This is a genomic window from Pseudoxanthomonas broegbernensis, assembly GCF_014202435.1.
GTDB classification, from domain to species: Bacteria; Pseudomonadota; Gammaproteobacteria; order Xanthomonadales; family Xanthomonadaceae; genus Pseudoxanthomonas; species Pseudoxanthomonas broegbernensis.
In genome coordinates, this window is the sequence record NZ_JACHGU010000001.1 from 721,396 (window position 1) to 743,913 (window position 22,518).

At 71.1% G+C, this 22,518-nt stretch carries 17 protein-coding genes and 1 pseudogene; 7 read left to right on the plus strand and 11 right to left on the minus strand.

The window, feature by feature from the left end:
* Positions 1–11 precede the first annotated feature (11 nt).
* Together HNR76_RS03175 and HNR76_RS03180 are read right to left on the minus strand one after the other, a co-directional pair.
* Entirely contained in the window at positions 12–341 is a 330-nt protein-coding gene (locus tag HNR76_RS03175) for a hypothetical protein (RefSeq protein ID WP_343059236.1), read from the minus strand.
* Positions 338–1,138, minus strand: a complete 801-nt coding sequence (locus tag HNR76_RS03180; protein WP_162311447.1) for a cytochrome C assembly family protein — start codon at positions 1,136–1,138, stop codon at positions 338–340. Before HNR76_RS03180 ends, HNR76_RS03175 begins: the two co-directional genes overlap by 4 nt.
* A gap of 149 nt (positions 1,139–1,287) precedes the next feature.
* Here HNR76_RS03180 and ffh point away from each other — a divergent pair, with 149 nt between their 5' ends.
* A complete protein-coding gene (gene ffh, locus HNR76_RS03185) occupies positions 1,288–2,667 on the plus strand; it encodes a signal recognition particle protein (protein WP_162311448.1) in 1,380 nt (459 codons plus the stop codon).
* A gap of 136 nt (positions 2,668–2,803) precedes the next feature.
* Positions 2,804–3,613, plus strand: coding sequence for an aminotransferase class IV (locus HNR76_RS03190; RefSeq protein WP_162311449.1), 810 nt, complete (start codon positions 2,804–2,806; stop codon positions 3,611–3,613).
* Between the two features lie 127 nt (positions 3,614–3,740).
* Here the strand turns inward: HNR76_RS03190 and HNR76_RS03195 are convergent, their stop codons facing one another.
* From HNR76_RS03195 to HNR76_RS03205, 3 genes are read right to left on the minus strand one after another with little or no spacing between them, the layout of a single operon-like run.
* Positions 3,741–6,836, minus strand: a complete 3,096-nt coding sequence (locus tag HNR76_RS03195) for an efflux RND transporter permease subunit (protein WP_162311450.1) — start codon at positions 6,834–6,836, stop codon at positions 3,741–3,743.
* A 1-nt stretch (position 6,837) separates the two neighbouring features.
* Positions 6,838–9,939, minus strand: coding sequence for a multidrug efflux RND transporter permease subunit (locus HNR76_RS03200; protein ID WP_162311451.1), 3,102 nt, complete (start codon positions 9,937–9,939; stop codon positions 6,838–6,840).
* Positions 9,936–11,132 (minus strand): MdtA/MuxA family multidrug efflux RND transporter periplasmic adaptor subunit, encoded by a 1,197-nt coding sequence (locus HNR76_RS03205; RefSeq protein ID WP_246428962.1) that lies wholly within the window; start codon positions 11,130–11,132, stop codon positions 9,936–9,938. Before HNR76_RS03205 ends, HNR76_RS03200 begins: the two co-directional genes overlap by 4 nt.
* Before the next feature lie 378 nt (positions 11,133–11,510).
* On the opposite strand from HNR76_RS03205, the gene rpsP reads away from it, so the two are divergent.
* From rpsP to rplS, 4 genes are all read left to right on the plus strand, one after another.
* The gene (gene rpsP, locus HNR76_RS03210; RefSeq protein ID WP_162311453.1) at positions 11,511–11,771 is read left to right on the plus strand and encodes a 30S ribosomal protein S16; all 261 of its coding nucleotides are present in this window, start codon (positions 11,511–11,513) and stop codon (positions 11,769–11,771) included.
* Positions 11,772–11,818: 47 nt separating this feature from the next.
* Complete coding sequence (rimM, locus tag HNR76_RS03215) at positions 11,819–12,349, plus strand: ribosome maturation factor RimM (RefSeq protein WP_162311454.1); 531 nt, start codon at positions 11,819–11,821, stop codon at positions 12,347–12,349.
* 97 nt (positions 12,350–12,446) lie between these two features.
* The gene (gene trmD / locus HNR76_RS03220) at positions 12,447–13,208 is read left to right on the plus strand and encodes a tRNA (guanosine(37)-N1)-methyltransferase TrmD (RefSeq protein ID WP_162311455.1); all 762 of its coding nucleotides are present in this window, start codon (positions 12,447–12,449) and stop codon (positions 13,206–13,208) included.
* A gap of 154 nt (positions 13,209–13,362) precedes the next feature.
* Complete coding sequence (gene rplS / locus HNR76_RS03225) at positions 13,363–13,761, plus strand: 50S ribosomal protein L19 (RefSeq protein ID WP_162311456.1); 399 nt, start codon at positions 13,363–13,365, stop codon at positions 13,759–13,761.
* A gap of 82 nt (positions 13,762–13,843) precedes the next feature.
* Here the strand turns inward: rplS and HNR76_RS03230 are convergent, their stop codons facing one another.
* Positions 13,844–15,313 carry an MATE family efflux transporter gene (locus HNR76_RS03230; protein WP_162311457.1) on the minus strand — a complete coding sequence of 490 codons (1,470 nt, stop codon included), beginning with the start codon at positions 15,311–15,313 and terminating at the stop codon, positions 13,844–13,846.
* Between the two features lie 86 nt (positions 15,314–15,399).
* Between HNR76_RS03230 and HNR76_RS03235 the strand changes: the two genes are divergently transcribed.
* Positions 15,400–15,804: an RNA-binding S4 domain-containing protein gene (locus HNR76_RS03235; RefSeq protein ID WP_162311458.1), complete on the plus strand. Its 405-nt coding sequence runs from the start codon at positions 15,400–15,402 to the stop codon at positions 15,802–15,804.
* Between the two features lie 216 nt (positions 15,805–16,020).
* On the opposite strand, the gene HNR76_RS03240 is transcribed toward HNR76_RS03235, so the two are convergent.
* The 5 genes and pseudogenes from HNR76_RS03240 to mutS form a co-directional block, all read right to left on the minus strand.
* Positions 16,021–17,532: a catalase gene (locus tag HNR76_RS03240; RefSeq protein ID WP_162311459.1), complete on the minus strand. Its 1,512-nt coding sequence runs from the start codon at positions 17,530–17,532 to the stop codon at positions 16,021–16,023.
* 308 nt (positions 17,533–17,840) lie between these two features.
* On the minus strand, positions 17,841–18,470 hold the full coding sequence (locus HNR76_RS03245) for a DUF937 domain-containing protein (protein WP_162311460.1): 630 nt from the start codon (positions 18,468–18,470) through the stop codon (positions 17,841–17,843).
* Between the two features lie 140 nt (positions 18,471–18,610).
* Positions 18,611–19,123 carry a cytochrome-c peroxidase gene (locus HNR76_RS15555; protein WP_281383361.1) on the minus strand — a complete coding sequence of 171 codons (513 nt, stop codon included), beginning with the start codon at positions 19,121–19,123 and terminating at the stop codon, positions 18,611–18,613.
* Positions 19,124–19,214: 91 nt separating this feature from the next.
* Positions 19,215–19,727, minus strand: a pseudogene (locus HNR76_RS15560) (cytochrome-c peroxidase); the annotation flags it as partial.
* A gap of 40 nt (positions 19,728–19,767) precedes the next feature.
* Positions 19,768–22,380, minus strand: a complete 2,613-nt coding sequence (mutS, locus tag HNR76_RS03255; protein ID WP_246428963.1) for a DNA mismatch repair protein MutS — start codon at positions 22,378–22,380, stop codon at positions 19,768–19,770.
* Positions 22,381–22,518: the final 138 nt, after the last annotated feature.

Consider the following 22,518-nt stretch of genomic DNA (forward strand, 5'->3'; position numbering starts at 1 on the left):
GGTGCCGCGCCTCAGCCGTTGTGCCGGAACGCCCACGCCGCCGCCAGCAGGGCCATCAGGCCGGCCAGAACGAGCAGGCCGAAGCGCAGGCGGAAGGGAATCGGGACTCTGCCCAGGCTGCGTTCCATCGTCCTGGTGTCCAGCCGCCAGCCGTGGCCGCACTGCGGGCAGGCCAGTTCGTAGCGCTTGCCGTAGGTGAAGCCGAACAGCATGTCGAAGCTGCCGTACTGGTAGCGCAGCCGGGGCTGGAAATCGGTGACTTCGCCGCAGCGCGGACAGTGCTGCGGCTCCGGCGGGCCGACGGGGACGATGCGCTCACCCCGCCCGACCAGGAACATCATGCCGATGCGACGCGCTTGAGCACCAGTTCGAGCACGAACTTGCTGCCGAAGAAGGCCAGCAGCAGCAGCGCCATCGCGGTCAGGGTCCAGTGCACGGCGCGGCTGCCGCGCCAGCCGTAGCGCCAGCGTCCCAGCAGCAGGCCGCCGAACACCAGCCAGGACAGTGCGCTGAGCACGGTCTTGTGGATCAGGTGCTGGGACAGCAGGTCCTCGACGAACAGCACGCCGGTCAGCAGGGTCAGGGTCAGCAGTGCGAAGCCCATCGCGATGGTGCGGAACAGCAGCGTCTCGAGCTCGGTCAGCGGCGGAAGCGCGCGCAGCCAGGCGTGGAATTCGCGCCGGCGCAGCGCGCGCTCCTGCAGCCACAGCATCACCGCCAGCAGTGCGGCGATGGCCAGGGTGGCGTAGGCCAGCAGCGCCAGCCAGGCATGCAACTGCAGCCGCCAGTCCAGCGGCGGCGACGGCGCGTGGCCGGTGCGGCTGTAGACTGCCAGCAGCAGCGCGGCCAGCGGGAACGCAAACACGCCCAGGGCGGCCATGCGTCCGCGCGCGCCCACGGCGGCGGTCATCGCGGCCATGCCCAGGCTCACCAGCGACAGTGCGGAGAAGAAATGCATGTCCGCCCCGCCAGCGGTCCGCCACGCCACCACCAGGTGGTAGCCGCCGTGCAGCACTACGCCCAGCAGCGCCGGCGCCAGCCAGCCACGCATCTCCGTCGCGCGCGCCGGCGCCAGGGAGTGGAGCAGCAGCAGGGCGGCGGCCAGGTAGGCGGCGACGGCGATGAGAACGATTGTCATCGGATGAGTGTCGCATACGTGGCCGAGGCAGAGGAATGGAGGCTCGGAGGCATCGGTTCCGGGGGCACCGGCGCCCGGCCGCGGCGGCGGCCGGATGTGGCCCGCGGGCTATAATCCTCGGCCGTTTCCCCCCGTCCTGGCCCGCCTGCATGTTCGAATCCCTGACCCAGCGCCTGTCCGGCACCATGGAGCGCCTGCGCGGCCGTGGCCGGCTGACCGAGTCCAACATCGGCGAGGCCGTGCGCGAGGTGCGCATCGCCCTGCTGGAGGCCGACGTCGCCCTGCCGGTGGTCCAGGCCCTGATCCAGCGGATCAAGGTGCGCGCGGTCGGCCAGGAGGTGCTCAAGTCGCTGACCCCGGGCCAGGCGCTGATCAAGGTCGTGCGCGACGAGCTGACCGCGGTCATGGGTTCGCAGGCCAGCGACCTCAACCTCAACGTCCCGGCCCCGGCGGTGATCCTGATGGCCGGTCTGCAGGGCGCCGGCAAGACCACCACCGTGGGCAAGCTGGCCCGGCACCTGAAGGACAAGCGCAAGAAGAAGGTGATGGTGGTCAGCGCCGACGTGTATCGTCCGGCCGCGATCGAGCAGCTCAAGACCCTGGCCGAGCAGGTCGGCGTGCTGTTCTTCCCGTCCGATGCCGGGCAGAAGCCCGAGGACATCGTCCGCGCCGCCATCGCCGATGCGCGCAAGTCCTTCGCCGACGTGCTGATCGTCGACACCGCCGGCCGCCTCGCCATCGACGAGGCGATGATGGGCGAGATCAAGGCCCTGCACGCGGCGGTCGACCCGGCCGAGACCCTGTTCGTGGTCGACGCCATGACCGGCCAGGACGCGGCCAACACCGCCAAGGCGTTCGCCGAGGCGCTGCCGCTGACCGGCGTGGTCCTGACCAAGACCGACGGCGACGCCCGCGGCGGCGCGGCGCTGAGCGTGCGCTACATCACCGGCAAGCCGGTCAAGTTCGTCGGCACCGGCGAGAAGAGCGACGGCCTGGACGTGTTCCATCCCGATCGCGTGGCCGCGCGCATCCTGGACATGGGCGACGTGCTGTCGCTGGTGGAGCAGGTCGAGCAGAACGTCGACCAGGAGAAGGCCGCCAGGCTCGCCGCCAAGGTCGCCAAGGGCAAGAAGTTCGACCTCAACGACATGCGCGACCAGCTTGAGCAGATGCAGAACATGGGCGGCATCGCGGGCCTCATGGACAAGCTGCCGGGGCTGGGCCAGGTGCCCGAGCACCTCAAGCAGCAGGTCTCGCAGGGTCGCGAGGTGCCGCGGATGATGGCCATCATCGGCTCGATGACGCCGAAGGAGCGCCGCAACCCCGGCCTGCTCAACGGCTCGCGCCGCGCCCGCATCGCCCGCGGCTCGGGCACCACCCCGGCCGACGTCAACAAGCTGCTCAAGCAGTACCAGCAGATGGAAAAGATGATGTCCAAGATGGGCCGCGGCGGCATGAAGGGCATGATGCGCGGCCTGCAGGGAATGATGGGCGGCATGGGCGGGCGCGGCGGCCTGCCGTTCCGCTGAGCCGGGCGACGGACACGCCAGTGGGCGCCGCCAGGAAGACGCGCAGGCCGGTCCGGTCCGCACCGCGTGCGGGCAGCGCTTCGCTGCGGGCGCGTGGCGAAGCGGCCGCGGCCGAGGGATGGCGATGAGCCCGGGCATGCCGACGCTGCTGCTCAATGGCGCACCGGCCGACGCCGATGGCGATGCCCTGCGCGCGCTGGCCCAGGTCAACTACGGCCACTTCACCTCGCTGCAGGTGCGTGCCGGTGCGGCGCAGGGACTGGAACTGCACCTGGCGCGCCTGCGCCAGGGCAGCGCCGAACTGTTCGACGCCGCGCTGGACGAGGCCGCGGTCCGTGGCTGGATGGCGCTGGCCGCGCACGAAGCCGGCGGTGATTGCTCGATGCGGGTGACCGTGTTCGCACGCACGTTCGACCACCGCCAGCCGCTGCGCGAGGTCGTGCTCGACGTGCTGGTGGCGGCGACCGCGCCTCTGCCCCCGTCCACGCGCACGCTGCGGGTGCAGACCCGGCACTTCGTCCGGCCGGTGCCGCAGCTCAAGCACGTCGGCACCTTTCCGCTGTTCCACCAGCGTCGCCAGGCGATGAAGGCCGGCTACGACGACGCGCTGTTCGTCGATGGCATCGGCGGCGCTGCGCAGGTGTCCGAAGGCTCGGTCTGGAACATCGGCTTCTGGGACGGGGAGAGCGTGGTCTGGCCGCAGGCGCCGGCCCTGCGCGGCACCACCGAGCGCCTGCTGCAGTCCGGGCTGGCCGCGCAGGGAGTGGCGCAGCAGGTGCGCGCGGTCGCCGTGGACGAGCTGCATGGCTTCCGCGCCGCCTTCGCCACCAACGCCAACGGCCTGCAGTCGATCCGCGCCATCGATGGAATGGATTACGCGCCGGATGCCGGGCTGCACGCGATGCTCCAGTCCGCACTGCACCCCGCGCCCTGGCAACCCCTGTAGGAGCCGGCTCCAGCCGGAGCCGGGAATGCACCGGCTGGCGGTCGCCGGCCATACCCAACTCCTGCAACGGTGGGCTGTGCCGCTGCCTTTTGCAGGCACCGGCTTCAGTCGGTCGGCGACCCGGCTCCTATGCCGAGGCCCGGGCGCCGTTCCGGGCGCGCGCGCGCAACCGGGCCAGGGCCAGGAACACCGCCGGGGTGGTGTACAGCGTCAGCCACTGGCTGACCAGCAGGCCGCCGACGATGGCGATGCCCAGCGGCCGGCGCATTTCCCAGCCCTCGCCGGTGGCCAGCATCAGCGGCAAGGTGCCCAGCAGCGCGGCCACGCTGGTCATCAGGATCGGGCGGAAGCGCAGGCGCGCCGCGTCCAGGATCGCCGCCTCGGCGGCCAGGCCACGCTCGCGCTGCGCGGCCAGGGCGAAGTCCACCATCAGGATGGTGTTCTTCATCACCACGCCCACCAGCAGGAACAGCCCCAGCAGCGAGATCAGGTTCAGCTCGCTGCCGAAGGCCAGCAGCGCCAGCAGCGCGCCGATGCCGGCCGAGGGCAGGATCGACAGGATCGCCAGCGGCTGCAGGAAGCTCTCGTACAGCACGCCCAGCACCAGGTAGACGGCCAGCACCGCGCCCAGGATCAGCCAGAGCTGGCGGTCGCGCAGTTGCTGCAGGCTGCCGGCCGCCTCGCCCAGCTTGCCGCGAACCTCGGTGGGCAGCATCAGCCGGGCGACGGCCTGGTCGATGGCCGCGGCGGCCTCGTCCAGGCTCACGCCCGGCGCCAGGGCGAAGCTGACCCGGGTGGCGACGAACTGCTCGCGGTGCTGGATGCGGTCCTGGGCCATGCCGTAGTCCCAGCGGGCGAAGGCCGCCAGCGGCACGCGCCGGCCGTCGGCCCCGATCGCGTGCACCTGCTCCAGGGTGTCCGGGGTCTGGGTGTAGCGCGGGTCCAGCTCCATCACCACGCGGTACTGGTTGAGGCTGTCGTACAGGGTGGCGACCTGGCGCTGGCTGAAGGAGTTGTTGAGCACCGTGGCCACCGTGCGCATGTCCACGCCCAGGCGCGCGGCGGCCTGGCGGTCGATCTCCAGCCGCACCTGGCGCATGCCCTCGTCGCCGCTGGAGTCCACGTCCACCAGTTGCGGCAGCGCGGCCAGCGCCTCCCGCACCTTGGGTGTCCATTCGCGCAGCGGGGCGATGTCGCCGGACAGCAACTGGAAGTCGTAGTTGCCGTCGTCGTTTCCGCCGCCGATGCGGATGTCCTGGTCCACCCACAGCCACATCACTCCGCCGGGCACCTTGGGCATGTTCGCGCGCAGCCGGTCGATGACCTCGCGGCTGGAGGCGCGGCGCTCGGACAGCGGCTTCATCTGGATCATGATGAAGGCGTTGTTCACCCCGGTGCCGCCGCCGATGTAGCCGACGATGTCGGCGATGGCCGGGTCGGCCATCAGCAGTTCGCGGTAGGCCTGGATCTTCGGCTGCATCACCTGGAACGACAGGCCGTCGTCGCCGCGGGCGAAGCCGCGCAACTGGCCGGTGTCCTGCTCGGGCACCGTACCCTTGGGCACCTGGGTGAACAGCCAGGCATTGAGCGCCACCGTGGCCAGCAGCACGGCCAGGGCCAGCGGCATGCGGCGCAGGGTGGCGCCCAGGGTATGCAGGTACAGGCCGCGCAGGCCCTCGAACAGCATCGCGCCCAGCCGCGCCCACGGCCGCACCACGGCGGTGGGGTCGTGCGCGCGCAGCACCCGTGCGCACAGCGCCGGGGTCAGGCTCAGGGAGACCAGCAGCGAAACCGCCATCGCCGCCACCAGGGTCAGCGAGAATTCGCGGAACAGCTTCTCGACGAAGTCGTCCAGGAACAGGATCGAGACGAACACCACCGCCAGGGCGAGGTTCATCGACAGCAGGGTGGCGCCGACCTCGCCGGCGCCGCGCAGCGCCGCCTGCAGCGGCGAGAGGCCGGCGCCGATGTGGCGGGCGATGTTCTCCAGCACCACGATGGCGTCGTCCACCACCAGCACCGCGGCGACGATCAGCGCCATCAGCGACAGCGTGTTGAGCGAGAACCCGGCCAGCCAGATGATCGCCAGTGCGCCGAACAGCGACACCGGGATCGCCAGCGAGGGCACCAGCGCCGCGCGCCAGCTTCCCAGGAACAGCAGTACCACCAGCACCACCAGCATCACTGCCAGCACCAGGGTGGCCTCGGCCTCGTGCAGGGTGGCGCGGATCACCGGCGAGCGGTCCATCACCACCTTCATGTCGATGGCGCCGGGCAGCAGCGCCTGCAGCGTGTCCATCTGTGCGTGAATGGCATCGACGGTCTGGATGATGTTGGCGCCGGGCTGGCGGCTGACCACCAGCAGCACCGCGGCGCGGTCGTTGTGGAAGCCGGTGGCGTAGCGGTTCTCGGTGCCTTCGCCGACCTGGGCCACGTCGCGCAGGTGCACCGGGCGGCCGTCGCGCCAGGCCACGATCAGGTCGCGGTACTCGGCGGCGGTGCGCAACTGCAGGCCGGCCTCCACCTGCCACTGGCGGTCGTCGCGGGCCACCTGGCCCAGCGGGCGCAGCGCGTTGGCGTTGCGGATCGCGCCGGCCACCTCGTCCAGGGCGATGCCGTACTGGTTCAGCGCGCCGGGGTTGAGCGAGACCCGCACCGCCGGCAGCGAGCTGCCGCTGGCCTCGACCTGGCCCACGCCCGGGATCTGCGCGATCTTCTGCGCGATCACGGTGGAGGCCACGTCGTAGACCTGGCCGGGCGTGAGCGTGGCCGAGCTCAGCGCCAGGGTCATGATCGGCGCCTGCGAGGGATTGATCTTGCGGTACTGCGGCATGCCCGGCATGCCCGCCGGCAGTTGCGCGCGCGCGGTGTTGATCGCGGCCTGCACCTCGCGCGCGGCCTCGTCCACGTCGCGGTCCAGCGAGAACTGCAGGTCGATGCGGCTGCTGCCCTGGCTGCTGGCCGAGGTCAGCCGGGTGATCCCGGGGATGCTGCCCAGCGCGCGCTCCAGCGGCGTGGCCACGGTGGCGGCCATCGATTCGGGGCTGGCGCCGGGCAGGCCGGCGTAGATCTGGATGGCGGGGTAGTCCACCTGCGGCAGCGGCGCCACCGGCAGCCGCGCCAGCGCCAGCAGGCCGCACAGCACCACCGCCACCGCCAGCAGCACGGTGGCGACCGGGCGGTGGATGAAGACCTGGGAGAGGTTGACCCGTTCCGGCTGCATCTCAGGCCGTCGCGGTATCGCCGTCGCCCGCCGCCGGCACCGGCTCGTGGCGCACGAAGCGGTCGAAGAACAGGTAGACCACCGGCGTGGTGTAGAGGGTCAGCACCTGGCTCACCAGCAGGCCGCCGACCATCACCAGGCCCAGCGGCTGGCGCAGCTCGGCGCCCGAGCCGCTGGCGAACATCATCGGGATCGCCGCGAACAGCGCCGCCAGGGTGGTCATCAGGATCGGGCGGAAGCGCAGCAGCGCCGCGCGATGGATCGCCTGCCGCGGCGGCATGCCCTGCTCGCGCTCGGCCTCCAGGGCGAAGTCGATCATCATGATCGCGTTCTTCTTGACCAGGCCGATCAGCAGGACGATGCCGATCACCGCGATCAGGTCCAGGCTGCGCCCGCTGATCAACAGCGCGGCCAGCGCGCCGACCGTGGCCGAGGGCAGGGTGGACAGGATGGTGACCGGGTGGATGAAGCTCTCGTAGAGCACGCCCAGCACGATGTACATCACCAGCACCGCGGCCAGGATCAGCCACAGCGTGCTGGACAGCGAGTTGCGGAACGCCTGCGCGGCGCCCTGCAGGCGCAGCTCGACGCTGGCGGGCATGCCGATGGCTTCGCGCACCCGCTCGATCGCCGCCACCGCCTCGCCCAGCGCCGCGCCGGGGGCGAGGTTGAACGAGACCGTCGCCGCCGGGAACTGGCCCAGGTGGCTGACCTGCAGCGCGGCCGGCCGCGTGTGGACGGTGGCGATGCCCGACAGCGGCGTCTGCCGGCCATCGGCGGTGGCCACGTGGATGCGGCCGATGGCCTCGGGGCCGAGCTGGAAGCGCGGGTCGGCCTCCAGCACCACCCGGTACTGGTTGGCGTGGGTGAAGATGGTGGAGACTTGGCGCTGGCCGAAGGCGTCGTAGAGCGCGTCGGCCACGGCCGAGACCGGAATGCCCAGGCGCGCGGCGGCATCGCGGTCGATGTCCACCCAGGCCTGCAGGCCCTGGTCCTGCAGGTCGCTGGCCACCTCGGCCAGCGACGGCTCGGCGCGCAGCGCCCGCAGCAGGCGCTCGGTCCAGGCGGACAGCTCGGCCGCGTCCGGCGTGGTCAGCGCGAACTGGTACTGGGTGCGGCTGACCCGGTCCTCGATGCTCAGCTCCTGCACCGGCTGCAGGTACAGGACGATGCCGGGGATCTCCGCGGCGCGGCGCTGCAGCCGGGCGATGACTTCCTGCGCCCCGGCGCCGCGCTCGGCATGCGGCTTGAGCTCGATCAGCAGGCGGCCGCTGTTGAGCGTGGCGTTGCCGCCATCCACGCCGATGAAGGAGGACAGGCTGGCCACGTCCGGGTCCTCGAGGACGGCGGCGGCCAGTTCCTGCTGGCGCCGGGCCATGGCCTCGAACGAGATCGATTGCGGCGCCTCGCTGATGCCCTGGATCAGGCCGGCGTCCTGCACCGGGAAGAAACCCTTGGGCGTGAGCACGTACAGCACCACGGTCAGGGCCAGGGTCGCCACGGTGGCGCCCAGCATCAGCGGCTGCCGCGCCAGCACCCAGCCCAGGCTGCGGTCGTACCAGGCGATCACCCGGTCGAACATGTCGCCCTGCGCGCCGGCGGCGTGGCCGTGCGCGCCGCCGTGGCCGGCCTTGAGGAAGCGCGCGCACAGCATCGGCGTCAGCGTGAGCGACACCACCAGCGAAATGGCGATGGCCACCGCCAGGGTGATGGCGAACTCGTGGAACAGCTTGCCCACCACGTCGCCCATGAACAGCAGCGGGATCAGCACCGCGATCAGCGACAGGGTCAGCGAGATCAGGGTGAAGCCGATCTGCCGGGCGCCCTTGAGCGCGGCCTCCATCGGGCCCTCGCCGTCCTCCATGTGCCGGGCGATGTTCTCCAGCATCACGATGGCGTCGTCGACCACGAAGCCGGTGGCGATGGTCAGCGCCATCAGGGTCAGGTTGTTGAGCGAGAACCCGGCCAGCAGCATCACCCCGAAGGTGGCCACCAGCGACAGCGGCACGGCGATGGAAGGAATGATGGTGGCCGGCAGCGTGCGCAGGAACACGAAGGTCACCCCCACCACCAGGGCGATGGCCAGCAGCAGTTCGTGCTGCACGCCCTGGATCGAGGCGCGGATGGACTCGGTGCGGTCGCTGAGCACGTCCACCTGCACCGAGGCCGGCATGGCCGCGCGCAACTGCGGCAGCAGCGCCTGCACCCGGTCCACCACCTCGATCACGTTGGCGCCGGGCTGGCGCTGGATGTTGACCAGGATCGCCGGCATCGGCCCGGACCAGGCCGCCAGGTGGCGGTTCTCCGGCCCCTGCTCGACCGCGGCCACGTCGCCCAGGCGCAGCGGCGCGCCGTCGTTCCAGGCCAGGATCAGGCGCCGGTATTCCTCGGCCGAGCGCATCTGGTCGTTGGCGTCGAGCATGATCGCCCGGGCCGGGCCGTCGAAGCTGCCCTTGGGCATGTTGACGTTGGCCGCGGCGATGGCGCGGCGGATGTCGCCCATGCCCAGGCCGGTGGCGGCCAGCGCCTGCGGGTTGACCTGGATGCGCACCGCCGGCCGCTGGCCGCCGGCCAGGCTCACCAGGCCCACGCCCGGCAACTGCGACAGCCGCTGGGCCATGCGCGTGTCGACCAGGTCGTAGACCTCGGGCAAGGCCATCGTCTGCGAGGTCACCGCCAGGGTCAGGATCGGCGTGTCGGCCGGATTGACCTTGCGGTACACCGGCGGCATCGGCAGGTCGCCGGGCAGGAAGCTGGAGGCCGAGTTGATCGCCGCCTGTACCTCCTGCTCGGCCACGCCCAGGTCCACTTCCAGCGAGAACTGCAGGGTGACGACCGAGGCCCCGCCGGAACTGGTGGAGGACATCTGGTTCAGCCCGGGAATCTGGCCCAGCCGCCGCTCCAGCGGCGCGGTCACCGCGCTGGTGGTCACCGAGGGGCTGGCACCCGGGTACAGGGTCAGCACCTGGATGATCGGGTAGTCCACCTGCGGCAGCGCCGACACCGGCAGCAGCCGGTAGGCGAACAGCCCCGACAGCAGCAGCGCCAGCATCAGCAGCGAGGTCGCCACCGGGCGCAGGATGAACGGGCGCGAGAGGTTCATCGCGACGATGCCGCGCTATCGGCTCCATCCGCGCGCACGCTGGCGTCGGCGTCCGGGTCCACGACCTCGACCTGGCTGCCCTCGTACAGCCGGTCCAGGCCTTCCAGCACCACGCGTTCGCCGGCCTCCAGGCCCTCGGCCACCGCCACGCGGTCGCCGTGGCCGATGCCGAGCTTGATCGGGCGCACGCTGGCGGTGTCGTCCTTGCCGATCACGTAGACGTAGTTGCCCTGGCTGCCGAACTGCACGGCCGCGTCCGGGATGGCGATCACCTCGTCGCTGCCCAGGCCCAGACGGACGTTGACCGACTGGTTCGGGAACAGCGCGTCGTCGGCGTCGTCGAACAGTGCGCGCAGGCGCAGGGTGCCGGTCTGGGTATCGATGCGGTTGTCCAGGCTGGACAGGGTGCCGGTGGCCAGCAGCCGGCGTTCGTCGCGGTCCCAGGCCTGTACCGACAGCGCGGTGTCGCCGCCACGGCGCATCGCCGTGGCGACCGCGGCCAGGGCGGTTTCCGGCACGGCGAAGATCACGCTGATCGGCCGGGTCTGGGTGATGGTGACGATGCCGCCCTCGTCGCCGGTGCGCACCAGGTTGCCGACATCGACGCTGCGCAGGCCGACGCGGCCGTCGATCGGCGCGACGATGCGGGTGTAGTCCAGTTGCATCCGGGCCTCGTCGACGGCGGCCTGGTCGCTCTCGCGGCGGCCTTCGAACTGGCGCACCTGCGCCTGCAGGTTGGCCACGTCCTGGGCCGAGACGTAGTTGCCGCCGGCCAGGTCGCGGTAGCGCTGCAACTGGATGCGGGTGTTCTCCAGTTCGGCCAGGTTCTGCTTCTGCTGGCCGGTGACCTGGGCCAGCCGCACCTGGAACGGGGCCGGGTCGATCTGCGCCAGCAGTTGGCCGGCATGGACCCGCTGGCCCTCCTCGAAAGCCACGCGCATCAGCTCGCCTTCCACCCGCGAGCGCACCGTGACCGTGCGCAGCGGCGTCACCGTGCCCAGTGCCTTGAGTTCCATCTCCAGCGGGCCGCGCTCGGCCACCGCCACGCGCACGGGCGTGGGCGGGCGCTCGCCGCCGCCCCAGCGGCCGCCGCCGTTCTCGTCGGCCTCCGCGCCGCCGCTGCATGCGCGCCAGGCCAGCAGCAGGACCAGGCACAGGCCGAGCAGGACGAGGGATTTGACGAAACGGGACATGCGGGTCATCGGCAGGAAGTCGGAATGGGCAAGGAGGGCAGGGACGGCATCGAGTGGCCGGCAGCGCGGGTCGGCGCTGTCGCGGGCGGCATCGCCGGAGGCACGTAGGGAGTGGAGGCCCGCGGGCCGGGCGCGATCCCGGCAGGTGGAAAACGGGTTAACGCAATCATACGAGAACCGTTCCCACCTACAGCGTGACTTTGGTCATGGGCGGCCGGTATCCGGCTCCCAGATCGGCAATCTAGTAGAGAGGGGGTGTGGTGCGCGGAGCAGGGCGCTGGCCCCGGAAGAGGCCCGGGTTTCCTTCGCTTCCCCCGTCCGCTAGAATCGCAGGCTTACCTCGCCATCCTGGCGACTGGGCAACACCGAAAAACCACCATGGTCAAGATCCGTCTCACCCGCGGCGGCGCGAAGAAGCGCCCGTTCTACCACATCGTCGTCACCGACTCGCGCAGCGCCCGCGATGGCCGCAACATCGAGCGCGTCGGCTACTACAACCCGGTCGCCCAGGGCGCCGAGGCGCGCGTGGTGCTGGACATCGCACGCGTCGACCATTGGGTCGGCCACGGCGCGCAACTGACCGACAAGGTCCGCAACCTGTACAAGGAAGCGACCCAGGCCCAGGCCTCCGCCGCCTGATCCGGCCGGCCGCCATGTCCGGCGGCCCCGGTTCCGCTTCCGGCGACATGAACGACGCAGGCACCCCCTCCTCGCCGCAGAAGCGGATTCTGCTGGGCCGGGTGATGGGTGCCTTCGGCGTGCGCGGCGACGTCAAGCTCGAGTCCTGGACCGAGCCGCGCGCGCAGATCTTCCGCTACCAGCCCTGGGTGCTGCGCTCGCCGTCGGGTGCCGAGCGCGAGATGAACGGCGCGCGCGGCCGCGACACCGGCAAGCACGTGGTCGCCACGCTGCCCGGCTGCGAGGATCGCGACGCCGCCGAGGCCCTGCGCGGCACCGAGGTCTGGGTTCCGCGCCAGGTGCTGCCGCCGCCGGCGCCGGGCGAATACTACTGGGTCGACCTGGAGGGCCTGCGCGTGGTCACCGTCGAGGGTGCGGCCCTGGGCGAGGTCTCGCACCTGCTGTCCACCGGCGCCAACGACGTGATGGTGGTGCGCGGCGAACGCGAGCGCGTGCTGCCGTTCGTCCAGCCCGATTACGTCAAGGCGGTCGACTTCGGCACGGGTACGATCACGGTCGACTGGGACCCGGAGTTCTAGGGCAGCCGGCGCCTACAATGGAGCGCATCGTCGATCCGGGAGCCGGCCGCCGCCGCTTCCCGCGCATCCCGATTCCCATCCCTCCTCCCGGCTTTCAATGCGCATCGACATCGTCAGCCTGTTCCCCGAGTTCGTCGACCAGTGCGCCGGTTTCGGCGTGGTCGGCCGCGCGCGCGCGCGCGGGCTGGTGGAGCTGCACGGCTGGAACCCGCGCGACCACGCCGAAGGGAACTACCGCAAGGTCGACGACCGCACCTTCGGCGGCGGTCCCGGGATGGTGATGCTGGTCGAGCCGCTGCGGCGCTGCCTGGTCGCCATGCGCCAGGCCGATCCGGCGCCGGCGCACGTGGTCTACCTCAGCCCGCAGGGGCGCCGGCTGGACCAGGCCCGGGTGCGGGAACTGGCTGCGCTGCCGCGGCTGGCGCTGCTGTGCGGCCGCTACGAAGGCATCGACGAGCGCCTGGTCCAGGCCGAGGTGGACGAGGAATTGTCCATCGGCGACTACGTCCTGTCCGGCGGCGAACTGGCCGCGGCAGTGGTGGTGGACGCGGTGGTCCGGCTGCAGGAGGGCGCGCTGAACGACGCGGACTCGGCCCTCCAGGACAGTTTCGAGGACGGGCTGCTGGACTGCCCCCACTACAGCCACCCGGTCGAGCACGCCTATGGCACGGTGCCGGAGGTGCTGCGCTCGGGCAACCATGCCGCGATCGCCCGCTGGCGCCGGCAACAGGCGCTGGGGCGGACCTGGCAGCGGCGTCCGGACCTGCTCGCCGGCCGCGAACTTTCCCGGGCCGACCGGGCCTTGCTCGACGCCTGGCGCCTGGAGCGGGGCGACGGGGAAGGGGCCGGGGACGACTAGCCCCGCATCCCGGAATCCGGGTAGAATGCCCGGTTCCTGCGGGCCACCGGCCCTTGCTGACCCAGAACAACAATACGCGCAGCGCGATCCTGCGACTGCGTCAGCCCGAAGTTGTCGAGACGACACGCCCACCCGAACCATAGAGTCGGTCACCATGAGCAAGCTGAACAAGTCCATCGTCGCGGAGTTCGAGTCCGCCCAGATCACCCGCGAACTGCCGAAGTTCGGCCAGGGCGACACCGTCGTGGTGAACGTCAAGGTCAAGGAAGGCAGCCGCGAGCGCGTGCAGGCCTACGAGGGCGTGGTCATCGCGACCAAGAACGCCGGCCTGAACTCCTCCTTCACCGTGCGCAAGATCTCGCACGGCCATGGCGTGGAGCGCGTGTTCCAGACCCACAGCGCCACGATCGACTCGGTCCAGGTGAAGCGCCGCGGCAAGGTCCGCGCCGGCAAGCTGTACTACCTGCGTGGCCTGGAAGGCAAGGCCGCCCGCATCAAGGAAGACCTGGCCGCCGTGGCCAAGGCCAAGGCCGAGAAGGCCGCCGCCGGCTGATCGCCGCTTCTTCCGGTGCCTTCGCAACGGCCGCCTTCGGGCGGCCGTTCGCATTTGCGGCCCAGGCGAAGCCGCGGGGAAACTACGCTCGCCCGCTTCCGAGGCTGCCACCGATATCACCGGTATCGGCCACCGGCGCGGGCGGCTGCGCGGGCACCTCGGCCGGCACCGCCACCCCGTCCGCCGGCGCCAGCATGCGCGCCTGCCGCCAGCGGCCCCAGCGGTAATAGGCCAGCGACATCAGCATCGCGCAGATGGCGCTGACCGGGAAACTCCACCAGATCGCGTCCGCGTCCAGCCGCGGCTGCAGCAGTTCGGCGAACGGCACGCGGATGCCCCACAGCGACGCCACCAGGATCAGCAGCGGCGGGATCACCGCGCCGGTGGAGCGGATCACCCCGGACAGCACGAAGGTCACGCCGAAGAACAGGAACGACCACACCGCGATGTGGTTGAGGTGGCGGGCGATCTCCACCGATTCGCTGCCCGCCGGCAGGAACAGCGCCAGGGTCCAGCGGTCGAGCAGGATCAGCGGTGCGATCAACGCGCCGGTGAGCAGGAAATTGCACAGCACCCCGGTCCAGGCGGTGGATTCGACCCGGTCCCAGCGCCGCGCGCCCACGTTCTGCGCGGCCATCGAGGAGCATGCCGCGCCGATGGCCATGGCCGGCATCTGCACGTAGGTCCATAGTTGCAGCGCGGCGCCGTAGGCGGCGGCGGTGGCGGTGCCGAAGCCGTTGACCATGGTCATCATCGCGATCATCGCCAGCGAGATCAGCACCATCTGCAGGCCCATGGGCACGCCCTTGACCACCAGCGCGCGCACGATGCGCAGGTCCGGGCGCAGCAGCGCCGCATCCTTGCGCCCCAGCCACAGCACGTGCCGGCGGTGGCGCAGGTACAGCAACAAGCCGGCCAGGGCCAGGCCCTGCGACAGCAGCGTGGCCCAGGCGGAGCCGGCGATGCCCAGGCGCGGGAACGGGCCGATGCCGAAGATCAGCAGCGGGTTGAACGCCACGTCCATCGCCACCGCCAGCACCAGGAAGCGGAACGGCGTGCGCGAGTCGCCGGCGCCGCGCAGCGCCGCGGACAGGAAGGCGAACGCGTACAGCGCCGGCATCGCCAGGAAGATCACCCGCAGGTAGGCCTCGGCCAGCGGCAGCGCGGCCGGCGGCGTGCCCATCCAGTGCAGCAGGTGCCGCGCCAGCCACCATCCGGCCGCGGCGATGAGCACCGACAGGCCGATGAAGAAGGTCGCGCTGGAGCCCATCACCCGGCGCGCCTGCGCGGTGTCGCGCGCGCCCATCGACTGCCCGATCAGGATGGTGGCGGCCATGCCGATGCCGAACACCGAGCCGATGAGGAAGAACATGATGTTGTTGGCGTTGGCCGCCGCCGTCAGCGCGTCCTCGCCGAGGAAGCGGCCGATCCATACCGCGTTGACCGAGCCGTTGAGCGACTGGGCGACGTTGCCGCCGAGGATGGGCAGGGCGAACAGCAGCAGGTTGCGGCCGATCGGGCCGGTGGTCAGGTCGCGTGGAGGGGGGGTCATGCTGGCACCGTCCGGAGGCGCGGAGCACACTAGCATTGAGCCCGTGGAGGGCGCGCGACACGATCGACACGATGCAGACCGAAGCCATGCAATCCGCAAACCCGCAGGACACCGTGCGACTGGACGTCTGGCTCTGGGCCGCGCGCTTCTTCAAGACCCGCAGCCTGGCCAAGCAGGCGGTGGACACCGGCAAGGTCGAGGTGGCTGGCCAGCGGCCCAAGCCCTCGCGTGCGATCCGCATCGGCGAGACCCTGCGGGTCGTCCGCGGCGAGGAGGCCTTCGACCTGGCGGTGCGCGGCCTGAGCGAGGTGCGCGGCCCCGCGCCCGTGGCGCAGGCGCTGTATGCGGAAACCCCGGAATCGAAGGCGCGGCGCGAGCAGCAGCGCCTGCAGCGCGCGGCCATGCGCGACGGCTACCGCCCGCCGGAACACAAGCCCGACAAGCGCGCCCGGCGCCTGATCCAGGCCCTGGGCGACATCGACGCGTCCTGACGGGCGCATCCGGCATTCGCCATGACCGGCATGGCAGCGATTTCGGAGCGCGGAAGCGGCCGGTCGCCTCGCGGCCGCCGGCATCCGCCACTCGGGAGCCGGGGCGGGTGTCCGGCTGTGCCGTGATTCCGGATCGTCGCGGGAAAACAGCCGGCCGCCCCTTCGAGGCGGCGGTCGCGGTCCGGAGCGCCCCGGGCGCCCCGGACCGTCCCTGGCTCAGCGTACCGGTTCTTCCTCGCCCAGGCTGTTGGGCGAGGTGGCCCCGGCCAGGCCGCCGAGCTTGCGCAGCGCCGCCGCCACCCCCGCGCCGTAGGCCGGGTCGGCCTTGGTGCAGTTGTCGACGTGCCGCTGCTTGATGAAGTCCGGCGCATCGCCCATGGCCCGGGCCGTATTGTCGAACAGCACCTGCTGCTGCGCCGGGCTCATCAGCCGGAACAGGTCGCCGGGCTGCTTGTAGTAGTTGGCGTCGTCGTCGCGGTAGTTCCACCAGTCCGCATCGCCGCTGATCTTCAGCGGTGGCTCGCGGAACTGCGGCTGCTCCTGCCACTGGTGGAAGCTGTTGGGCTCGTAGTGCGGCAGGCTGCCGTAGTTGCCGTCCACCCGGCCGGTGCCGTCGCGGTGGTTGCTGTGCACCGGGCAGCGCGCGGCGTTGACCGGGATCTGCTGGTAGTTCACGCCCAGGCGGTAGCGCTGCGCGTCGGCGTAGTTGAACAGGCGCGCCTGCAGCATCTTGTCCGGCGAGGCGCTGATGCCCGGCACCAGGTTGCCCGGGGCGAAGGCGCTCTGCTCGACGTCGGCGAAGAAGTTCTCCGGGTTGCGGTTGAGTTCGAACTCGCCGACCTCGATGAGCGGGTAGTCGCCCTTGGGCCAGATCTTGGTCAGGTCGAACGGATGGTAGGGCACCTTTTCCGCGTCGGTCTCGGGCATGACCTGGATGTACAGCTTCCACTTCGGGAAGTCGCCGCGCTCGATGGCGTCGTACAGGTCGCGCTGGTGGCTCTCGCGGTCGTTGCCGATGATCTCGGCGGCTTCCGCATCGGTGAGGTTCTTGATGCCCTGCTGGGTGCGGAAGTGGAACTTGACCCAGAAGCGCTCGCCCGCCGCGTTCCAGAAGCTGTAGGTATGCGAGCCGAAGCCGTGCATGTGCCGGTAGCTGGCCGGGATGCCGCGGTCGCTCATCACGATGGTGACCTGGTGCAGGGCCTCGGGCAGCAGCGTCCACCAGTCCCAGTTGTTGGTGGCCGAGCGCAGGTTGGTGCGCGGGTCGCGCTTGACCACCTTGTTGAGGTCCGGGAACTTGCGCGGGTCGCGGATGAAGAACACGGGGGTGTTGTTGCCCACCATGTCCCAGTTGCCTTCCTCGGTGTAGAACTTCAGCGCGAAGCCGCGGATGTCGCGCTCGGCGTCGGCTGCGCCGCGCTCGCCGGCCACGGTGGTGAAGCGGGCGAACATCTCGGTCTTCTTGCCGACCTTCTCGAAGATCTTCGCGCGCGTGTACCGGGTGATGTCGTGGGTGACGGTGAAGGTGCCGAAGGCGCCCGAGCCCTTGGCGTGCATGCGCCGCTCGGGGATCACCTCGCGCACGAAGTTGGCCAGCTTCTCGTGCAGCCACACGTCCTGCGCCAGCAGCGGGCCGCGCGGGCCGGCGGTCAGGCTGTTCTGGTTGTCCGGCACCGGGGCGCCGAAGTCCGTGGTCAGGTGGGTGGGCTTGTCGGATGGCTTGCTCATGGCGGGCGCTCCCTCGGTATGGAATGTCAGCCACTACCATACCGGGTGGATTTAAATAGTAAAATCAAACTTTAAGGTGGTTATTGATAGATTTTGACTATCAATATTTCGGGTATTGCCGCCAACGAGGGGGGCGGCACCCCAGTAAAGACGAAATGGGGCCCGTGAAGGCGACCGCATCCCGGCCTTCCGAAGAAATCCTTGCACGCGCAGGCGCGCGCGGCCCAGGCCACGAGCAACCGGGCCTATGCCCGGCCGGTCCGTGCGGGGACGCCAAGGACGCCCCGCCCCGCGCCGCCCGCAGGCGATCAGCGCTTGCCGCCGAGCAGGCCGCCGCCGATCTTCAGCAGGTCGCCGAGGCCGAGCTGGCCGTCGCCGTCCTGGTCGAGCACCGCGCCAAGCAGGCCGCCGCCAAGGCCGCCCTGCTGGCGGACCTGCTGCTGCTCCTGGCCCAGGATCGAGCCGAGCAGGCCGGCGCTGGGGGCGGACCGGGCATTGCCGGCCGGGCCCTGGAACACCTGCTTGGCCAGGAACGCCAGCACGATCGGCGCGAGGATCTTCAGCAACTGCCCGGCCTTGTCGCCGCCCAGGCCGGTGGCCTGGCCCAGCGCGGCCTCGGCACGCGGCTGCTGGCTGCCGAGGACGTGGCCGAGGATGCCGGCGCCGTTGGTCTGGCGGCTCTGCGCGCCGCCCAGGACCGCGCCGAGCAGGCCGCCCAGGTCGCCGGCGCCGGAGAAGTCCTTCTGCAATGCGCCGAACAAGGCTTCCGCGCCCTGCGGCTGGCCGGCATTGCGGCCGAGTACGCCCAGCAACAGCGGCAGCGCCGCCCCCACCGCGCCGGTGGTCTGGGCCTGGTCGAGGCCGAGCTGCTGCGAGATCTGCTGCAGGGGAGCGCCGGACAACTGGGCGAACAACTGGTCGGTGAGGGTGTTGCTCATCTGGGATTCCTTCGGGACGGGACGCGCATCATGCGGCCGGCTAATGTAGCGCGGCCGCTTCCGCCGGACGAGCCGCGCCACGACCTCTCCCGCCGCGTGGCGGCGGGCCGATGCCGCATGGCGCCGGTGCGGTGCCGCGTCTACTCCGGGCGCGGCGTGGCGGCGGTGCTCGCCGGCAGCAGCGGATGCTCGACCCGCGGCTGTCGCCCGGTCAGGGTATGCAGGAAGCGGGCGATCGCCTCCACCTCCCGCGCATCGAGTTCGTGGCCCAGTTGGCTGTTGCCCATGATCGCCACGGCCTGGCGCAGGTCCCAGACCTGGCCGCTGTGGAAGTAGGGCGCGGTCAGCGCCACGTTGCGCAGCGGTGCGGCGCGGAACACGTATTCGTCGCTGGCGGTCTGGGTGACCGTGAAGCGGCCCTTGTCGGTCGGCGGCAGGACGTCGGCACCGGGGCGCTCGACCACGCCGAACGGGAAGTAGGCCTGGCCGCCCAGGTTGACCCCGGCATGGCAGGCGATGCAGCCCTTGTCCACGAACAGCGACAGCCCGTGCAGTTCCTCCGCGTCCAGGCTGTCCTGGCCGGCGAGGAGGCGGTCGAAGCGCGAATCCGGCGTGGTCAGCGTGGCCTCGAACGCCTCGATGGCGCGGGCCATGTTGTCGAAGCTGACCGGTTCGCGCTCGCCGGGGAAGGCGCTGCCGAAGGGCCTGCACGTAGCCGGGCATGCTGCGCAGCGTCGCCTCCACCCGCTCCGGGGTGTTGTTCATCTCCACGCTGGCCTGCACCGGGCCCTTGGCCTGCTCCATCAGGTCGGCCGCGCGGCCGTCCCAGAACTGGGCGATGTTGAACACCGCGTTGAGCACCGTCGGCGAATTGCGCGGCCCCTTCTGCCAGCCGTGGCCGATGGAAACGGGTACGTTGTCCGCACCGCCGGTGCCGACGTTGTGGCAGGTGTTGCAACTGATGATGTGGCTGCGCGACAGGCGCGGATCGAAGAACAGCCACGTGCCCAGTTCGATCTGCTCGGCGGTGATGGCCTGGCCGCGCACTTCGCGGACCTCGCCGGGCACCGGCTGGAACAGGACCCTGGCGGTGGCGCGCAGCGCCTGCGCATCGGACGGGGCGGAAGGCGCCTGCGCCGGCGTGGCGCCGGTGGCGAGCGCGAGCGTGCAGGCGAGGGCGAGGGTGCGTGGCTGCATGGCGGGCCTCACGGCTGGCGGTGGTGCCTCCTTTATGCGGCCTGTGCGCCGGACCGGCATTGATCGCAATCAAAGGCCGCCATGCCGCTGCAACGTGCCGCTACAGCAGCGACTTCAGCCGGTACAGCGCTTCCAGCGCCTGCTTCGGGGTCAGCTCGTCCGGGTCCAGCGAGGCCAGCGCCTCCTGCGCCGCCGAGGCGGCGGGCGTGAACAGGCCGATCTGCTGTGGCGCGTCCAGCGCTTGCGGCGCCATCTGCGAGGCATGGCTTTCGCGGCCACGCTGTTCCAGTTCCGACAGCCGGCGCCTGGCCTGCTGCAGTGTGGTCCTGGGCAGGCCGGCCAGCGCCGCCACCTGCAGGCCGAAGCTGCGGTCGGCCGCGCCCTCCTTGACCGCGTGCATGAACACCAGCGTCTCGGCGCCGCTCCGGTCGCGATGTTCCACCGCGTCCAGGTGCACGTTGGCGATGCCGCTGCCGGGCGTGGCCAGCGCGGTCAACTCGAAGTAGTGGGTGGCGAACAGGGTCCAGCAGCGGTTGACCGTGGCCAGGTGCCGGGCCACCGCGTCGGCCAGGGCCAGGCCGTCGTAGGTGGAGGTGCCGCGGCCGATCTCGTCCATCAGCACCAGCGACTGCTCGGTGGCATGGTGCAGGATGTAGCTGGTCTCGGCCATTTCCACCATGAAGGTGGACTGGCCGCGCGCCAGGTCGTCGCCGGCGCCTATACGGGTGAGGATGCGGTCGATCGGGCCGATCACCGCGCGCGCGGCGGGCACGAAGCTGCCGATGTGGGCCAGCAGCACGATCAGCGCATTCTGGCGCATGTAGGTGCTCTTGCCGCCCATGTTCGGGCCGGTGATCACCAGCATCCGCCGCGCCCCGCCCTCGCGGTCGCCGTGCAGGTCCAGGTCGTTGGGCTCGAACGGCTCGTCGCGCACGGCCTCCACCACCGGGTGGCGGCCGCGCTCGATGCACAGGCACGGCGCCTGCGACAGTTCCGGCCGCGCCCAGTCCAGCGCCTGCGCGCGTTCGGCGAAGGCGGCCAGCACGTCCAGCTCGCTCAGCGCGGCGGCGCAGCGCTTGAGCGGTTCGAGCGCGGCGTTGAGCGCGTCCAGCAGCCCTTCGTACAGGCTCTTCTCGCGCGCCAGTGCGCGCTCGCGCGCGGACAGTACCTTGTCCTCGAAGGACTTCAGCTCCTCGGTGATGTAGCGCTCGGCGCCGGTAAGGGTCTGGCGGCGGGTGTAGTGCACCGGCGCGCGCGACGCCTGCGCCTTGCTGATCTCGATGTAATAGCCGTGGACGCGGTTGTAGCCGACCTTGAGCGTGGGGATGCCGGTGGTCTCGCGCTCGCGCGTCTCCAGGTCGACCAGGAACTGGTCGGCATGGGTGGACAGCCGGCGCAGTTCGTCCAGCTCGGCGTCGTGGCCATCGGCGATCACGCCGCCATCGGCCAGCTTCAGCGGCGGCTGCGGGGCCACCGCATCGGCGAGCAGGTGCGCGGTCTCGCCGTGCTCGCCCAGCTCGGCCGCCAGCGCCGCCAGCCGCGGCGAGTCGAGCGGTTCCAGCAGCGCGCGCAGCGCCGGCAGCAGGGCCAGGCCGTCGCGCAGGGTGGACAGGTCGCGCGGGCGCGCCGAGCGCAGGGCCACGCGGGTGAGGATGCGCTCGACGTCGCCCAGGCTGCGGAAGGACTCGCGCAGGTCGGCATCGCCGCCGTGCTCGATGAGTGTCGATACCGCGTGGTGGCGCTCGCCCAGGACCCGGCGGTCGCGCAGCGGGCGATGCAGCCAGCGCCGCAGCAGGCGCCCGCCCATGGGCGTGACCGTGGTGTCGAGCACGCCCAGCAGGGTGTGCCGGGTCTGGCCGTCCACGCGCGTGTCCAGCTCCAGGTGGCGTCGGGTGGCCGCGTTCATGGCGATGGCGTCGCCCGCGGTCTCCACCGCGATGGAAGTCAGGTGCGGCAGCCGCTGCTTCTGGGTTTCCTCGACGTAGCCGAGCAGGGCGCCGGCGGCGGCCACGGCCAGCGGCTTGTCCTCGATGCCGAAGCCGCTGAGGTCGTGCAGCGCCTGCCCGCTGCCGGATGCGGCGCCGAAGAAGCGCAGCAGTTGGCGGCGGCCGCTGTCCGGGTCGAACAGCCACGGCGCCCGGCGGCGGCTGGCGCCGGAGAAGCCCAGCACGGGCCAGCCGTCCTCGTCGGGCAACAGCAGCTCGGCCGGTTCCAGCCGCGCCAGCTCGGCCTGCAGCGCGTCCTCGCCATCGACCTCGTTGACCATGAAGCGGCCGCCGGCCAGGTCGGCCCAGGCCAGGCCGTAGCCGCCCTTGCCGCGGGCCACGGCCATCAGCAGGGTGTCGCGGCGCTCGTCCAGCAGCGCTTCGTCGGTCACCGTGCCGGGGGTGACCACGCGCACCACCTTGCGCTCGACCAGCCCCTTGCTGGCGGCCGGGTCGCCGATCTGCTCGCAGATGGCCACCGATTCGCCCAGCGCCACCAGCCGCGCCAGGTAGCCCTCGTAGGCATGCACCGGCACCCCGGCCATCGGGATCGGGGCACCGCCCGAGCTGCCGCGCTGGGTCAGGGTGATGTCCAGCAGCCTGGCCGCCTTGCGCGCATCGTCGTAGAACAGCTCGTAGAAATCGCCCATGCGGAAGAACAGCAGCAGGTCCGGGTATTCGGACTTGGCCGTGAAGAACTGGCGCATGAGCGGGGTGTGGGATTCCATGCCCGCCTTGCTGTTGTGCGTTTCTGTGGTGGACAAACCGTTCGGCCCCGATGCGCCCCGGCAATCCGGGACGTCGGTTCCCATTTTGCCCGAGGTCGGGGCGGTTTCGTGCGCCGCCACCGCCCGTCTGGCCGGGTT

Coding starts and splice junctions, on each gene's coding strand:
- HNR76_RS03175 (WP_343059236.1), bottom strand. CDS start 341: ATGATGTTCCTGGTCGGGCGGGGTGAGCGCATCGTCCCCGTCGGCCCG.
- HNR76_RS03180 (WP_162311447.1), bottom strand. CDS start 1,138: ATGACAATCGTTCTCATCGCCGTCGCCGCCTACCTGGCCGCCGCCCTG.
- ffh (WP_162311448.1), top strand. CDS start 1,288: ATGTTCGAATCCCTGACCCAGCGCCTGTCCGGCACCATGGAGCGCCTG.
- HNR76_RS03190 (WP_162311449.1), top strand. CDS start 2,804: ATGCCGACGCTGCTGCTCAATGGCGCACCGGCCGACGCCGATGGCGAT.
- HNR76_RS03195 (WP_162311450.1), bottom strand. CDS start 6,836: ATGCAGCCGGAACGGGTCAACCTCTCCCAGGTCTTCATCCACCGCCCG.
- HNR76_RS03200 (WP_162311451.1), bottom strand. CDS start 9,939: ATGAACCTCTCGCGCCCGTTCATCCTGCGCCCGGTGGCGACCTCGCTG.
- HNR76_RS03205 (WP_246428962.1), bottom strand. CDS start 11,132: ATGTCCCGTTTCGTCAAATCCCTCGTCCTGCTCGGCCTGTGCCTGGTC.
- rpsP (WP_162311453.1), top strand. CDS start 11,511: ATGGTCAAGATCCGTCTCACCCGCGGCGGCGCGAAGAAGCGCCCGTTC.
- rimM (WP_162311454.1), top strand. CDS start 11,819: ATGAACGACGCAGGCACCCCCTCCTCGCCGCAGAAGCGGATTCTGCTG.
- trmD (WP_162311455.1), top strand. CDS start 12,447: ATGCGCATCGACATCGTCAGCCTGTTCCCCGAGTTCGTCGACCAGTGC.
- rplS (WP_162311456.1), top strand. CDS start 13,363: ATGAGCAAGCTGAACAAGTCCATCGTCGCGGAGTTCGAGTCCGCCCAG.
- HNR76_RS03230 (WP_162311457.1), bottom strand. CDS start 15,313: ATGACCCCCCCTCCACGCGACCTGACCACCGGCCCGATCGGCCGCAAC.
- HNR76_RS03235 (WP_162311458.1), top strand. CDS start 15,400: ATGCAATCCGCAAACCCGCAGGACACCGTGCGACTGGACGTCTGGCTC.
- HNR76_RS03240 (WP_162311459.1), bottom strand. CDS start 17,532: ATGAGCAAGCCATCCGACAAGCCCACCCACCTGACCACGGACTTCGGC.
- HNR76_RS03245 (WP_162311460.1), bottom strand. CDS start 18,470: ATGAGCAACACCCTCACCGACCAGTTGTTCGCCCAGTTGTCCGGCGCT.
- HNR76_RS15555 (WP_281383361.1), bottom strand. CDS start 19,123: ATGGCCCGCGCCATCGAGGCGTTCGAGGCCACGCTGACCACGCCGGAT.
- mutS (WP_246428963.1), bottom strand. CDS start 22,380: ATGGAATCCCACACCCCGCTCATGCGCCAGTTCTTCACGGCCAAGTCC.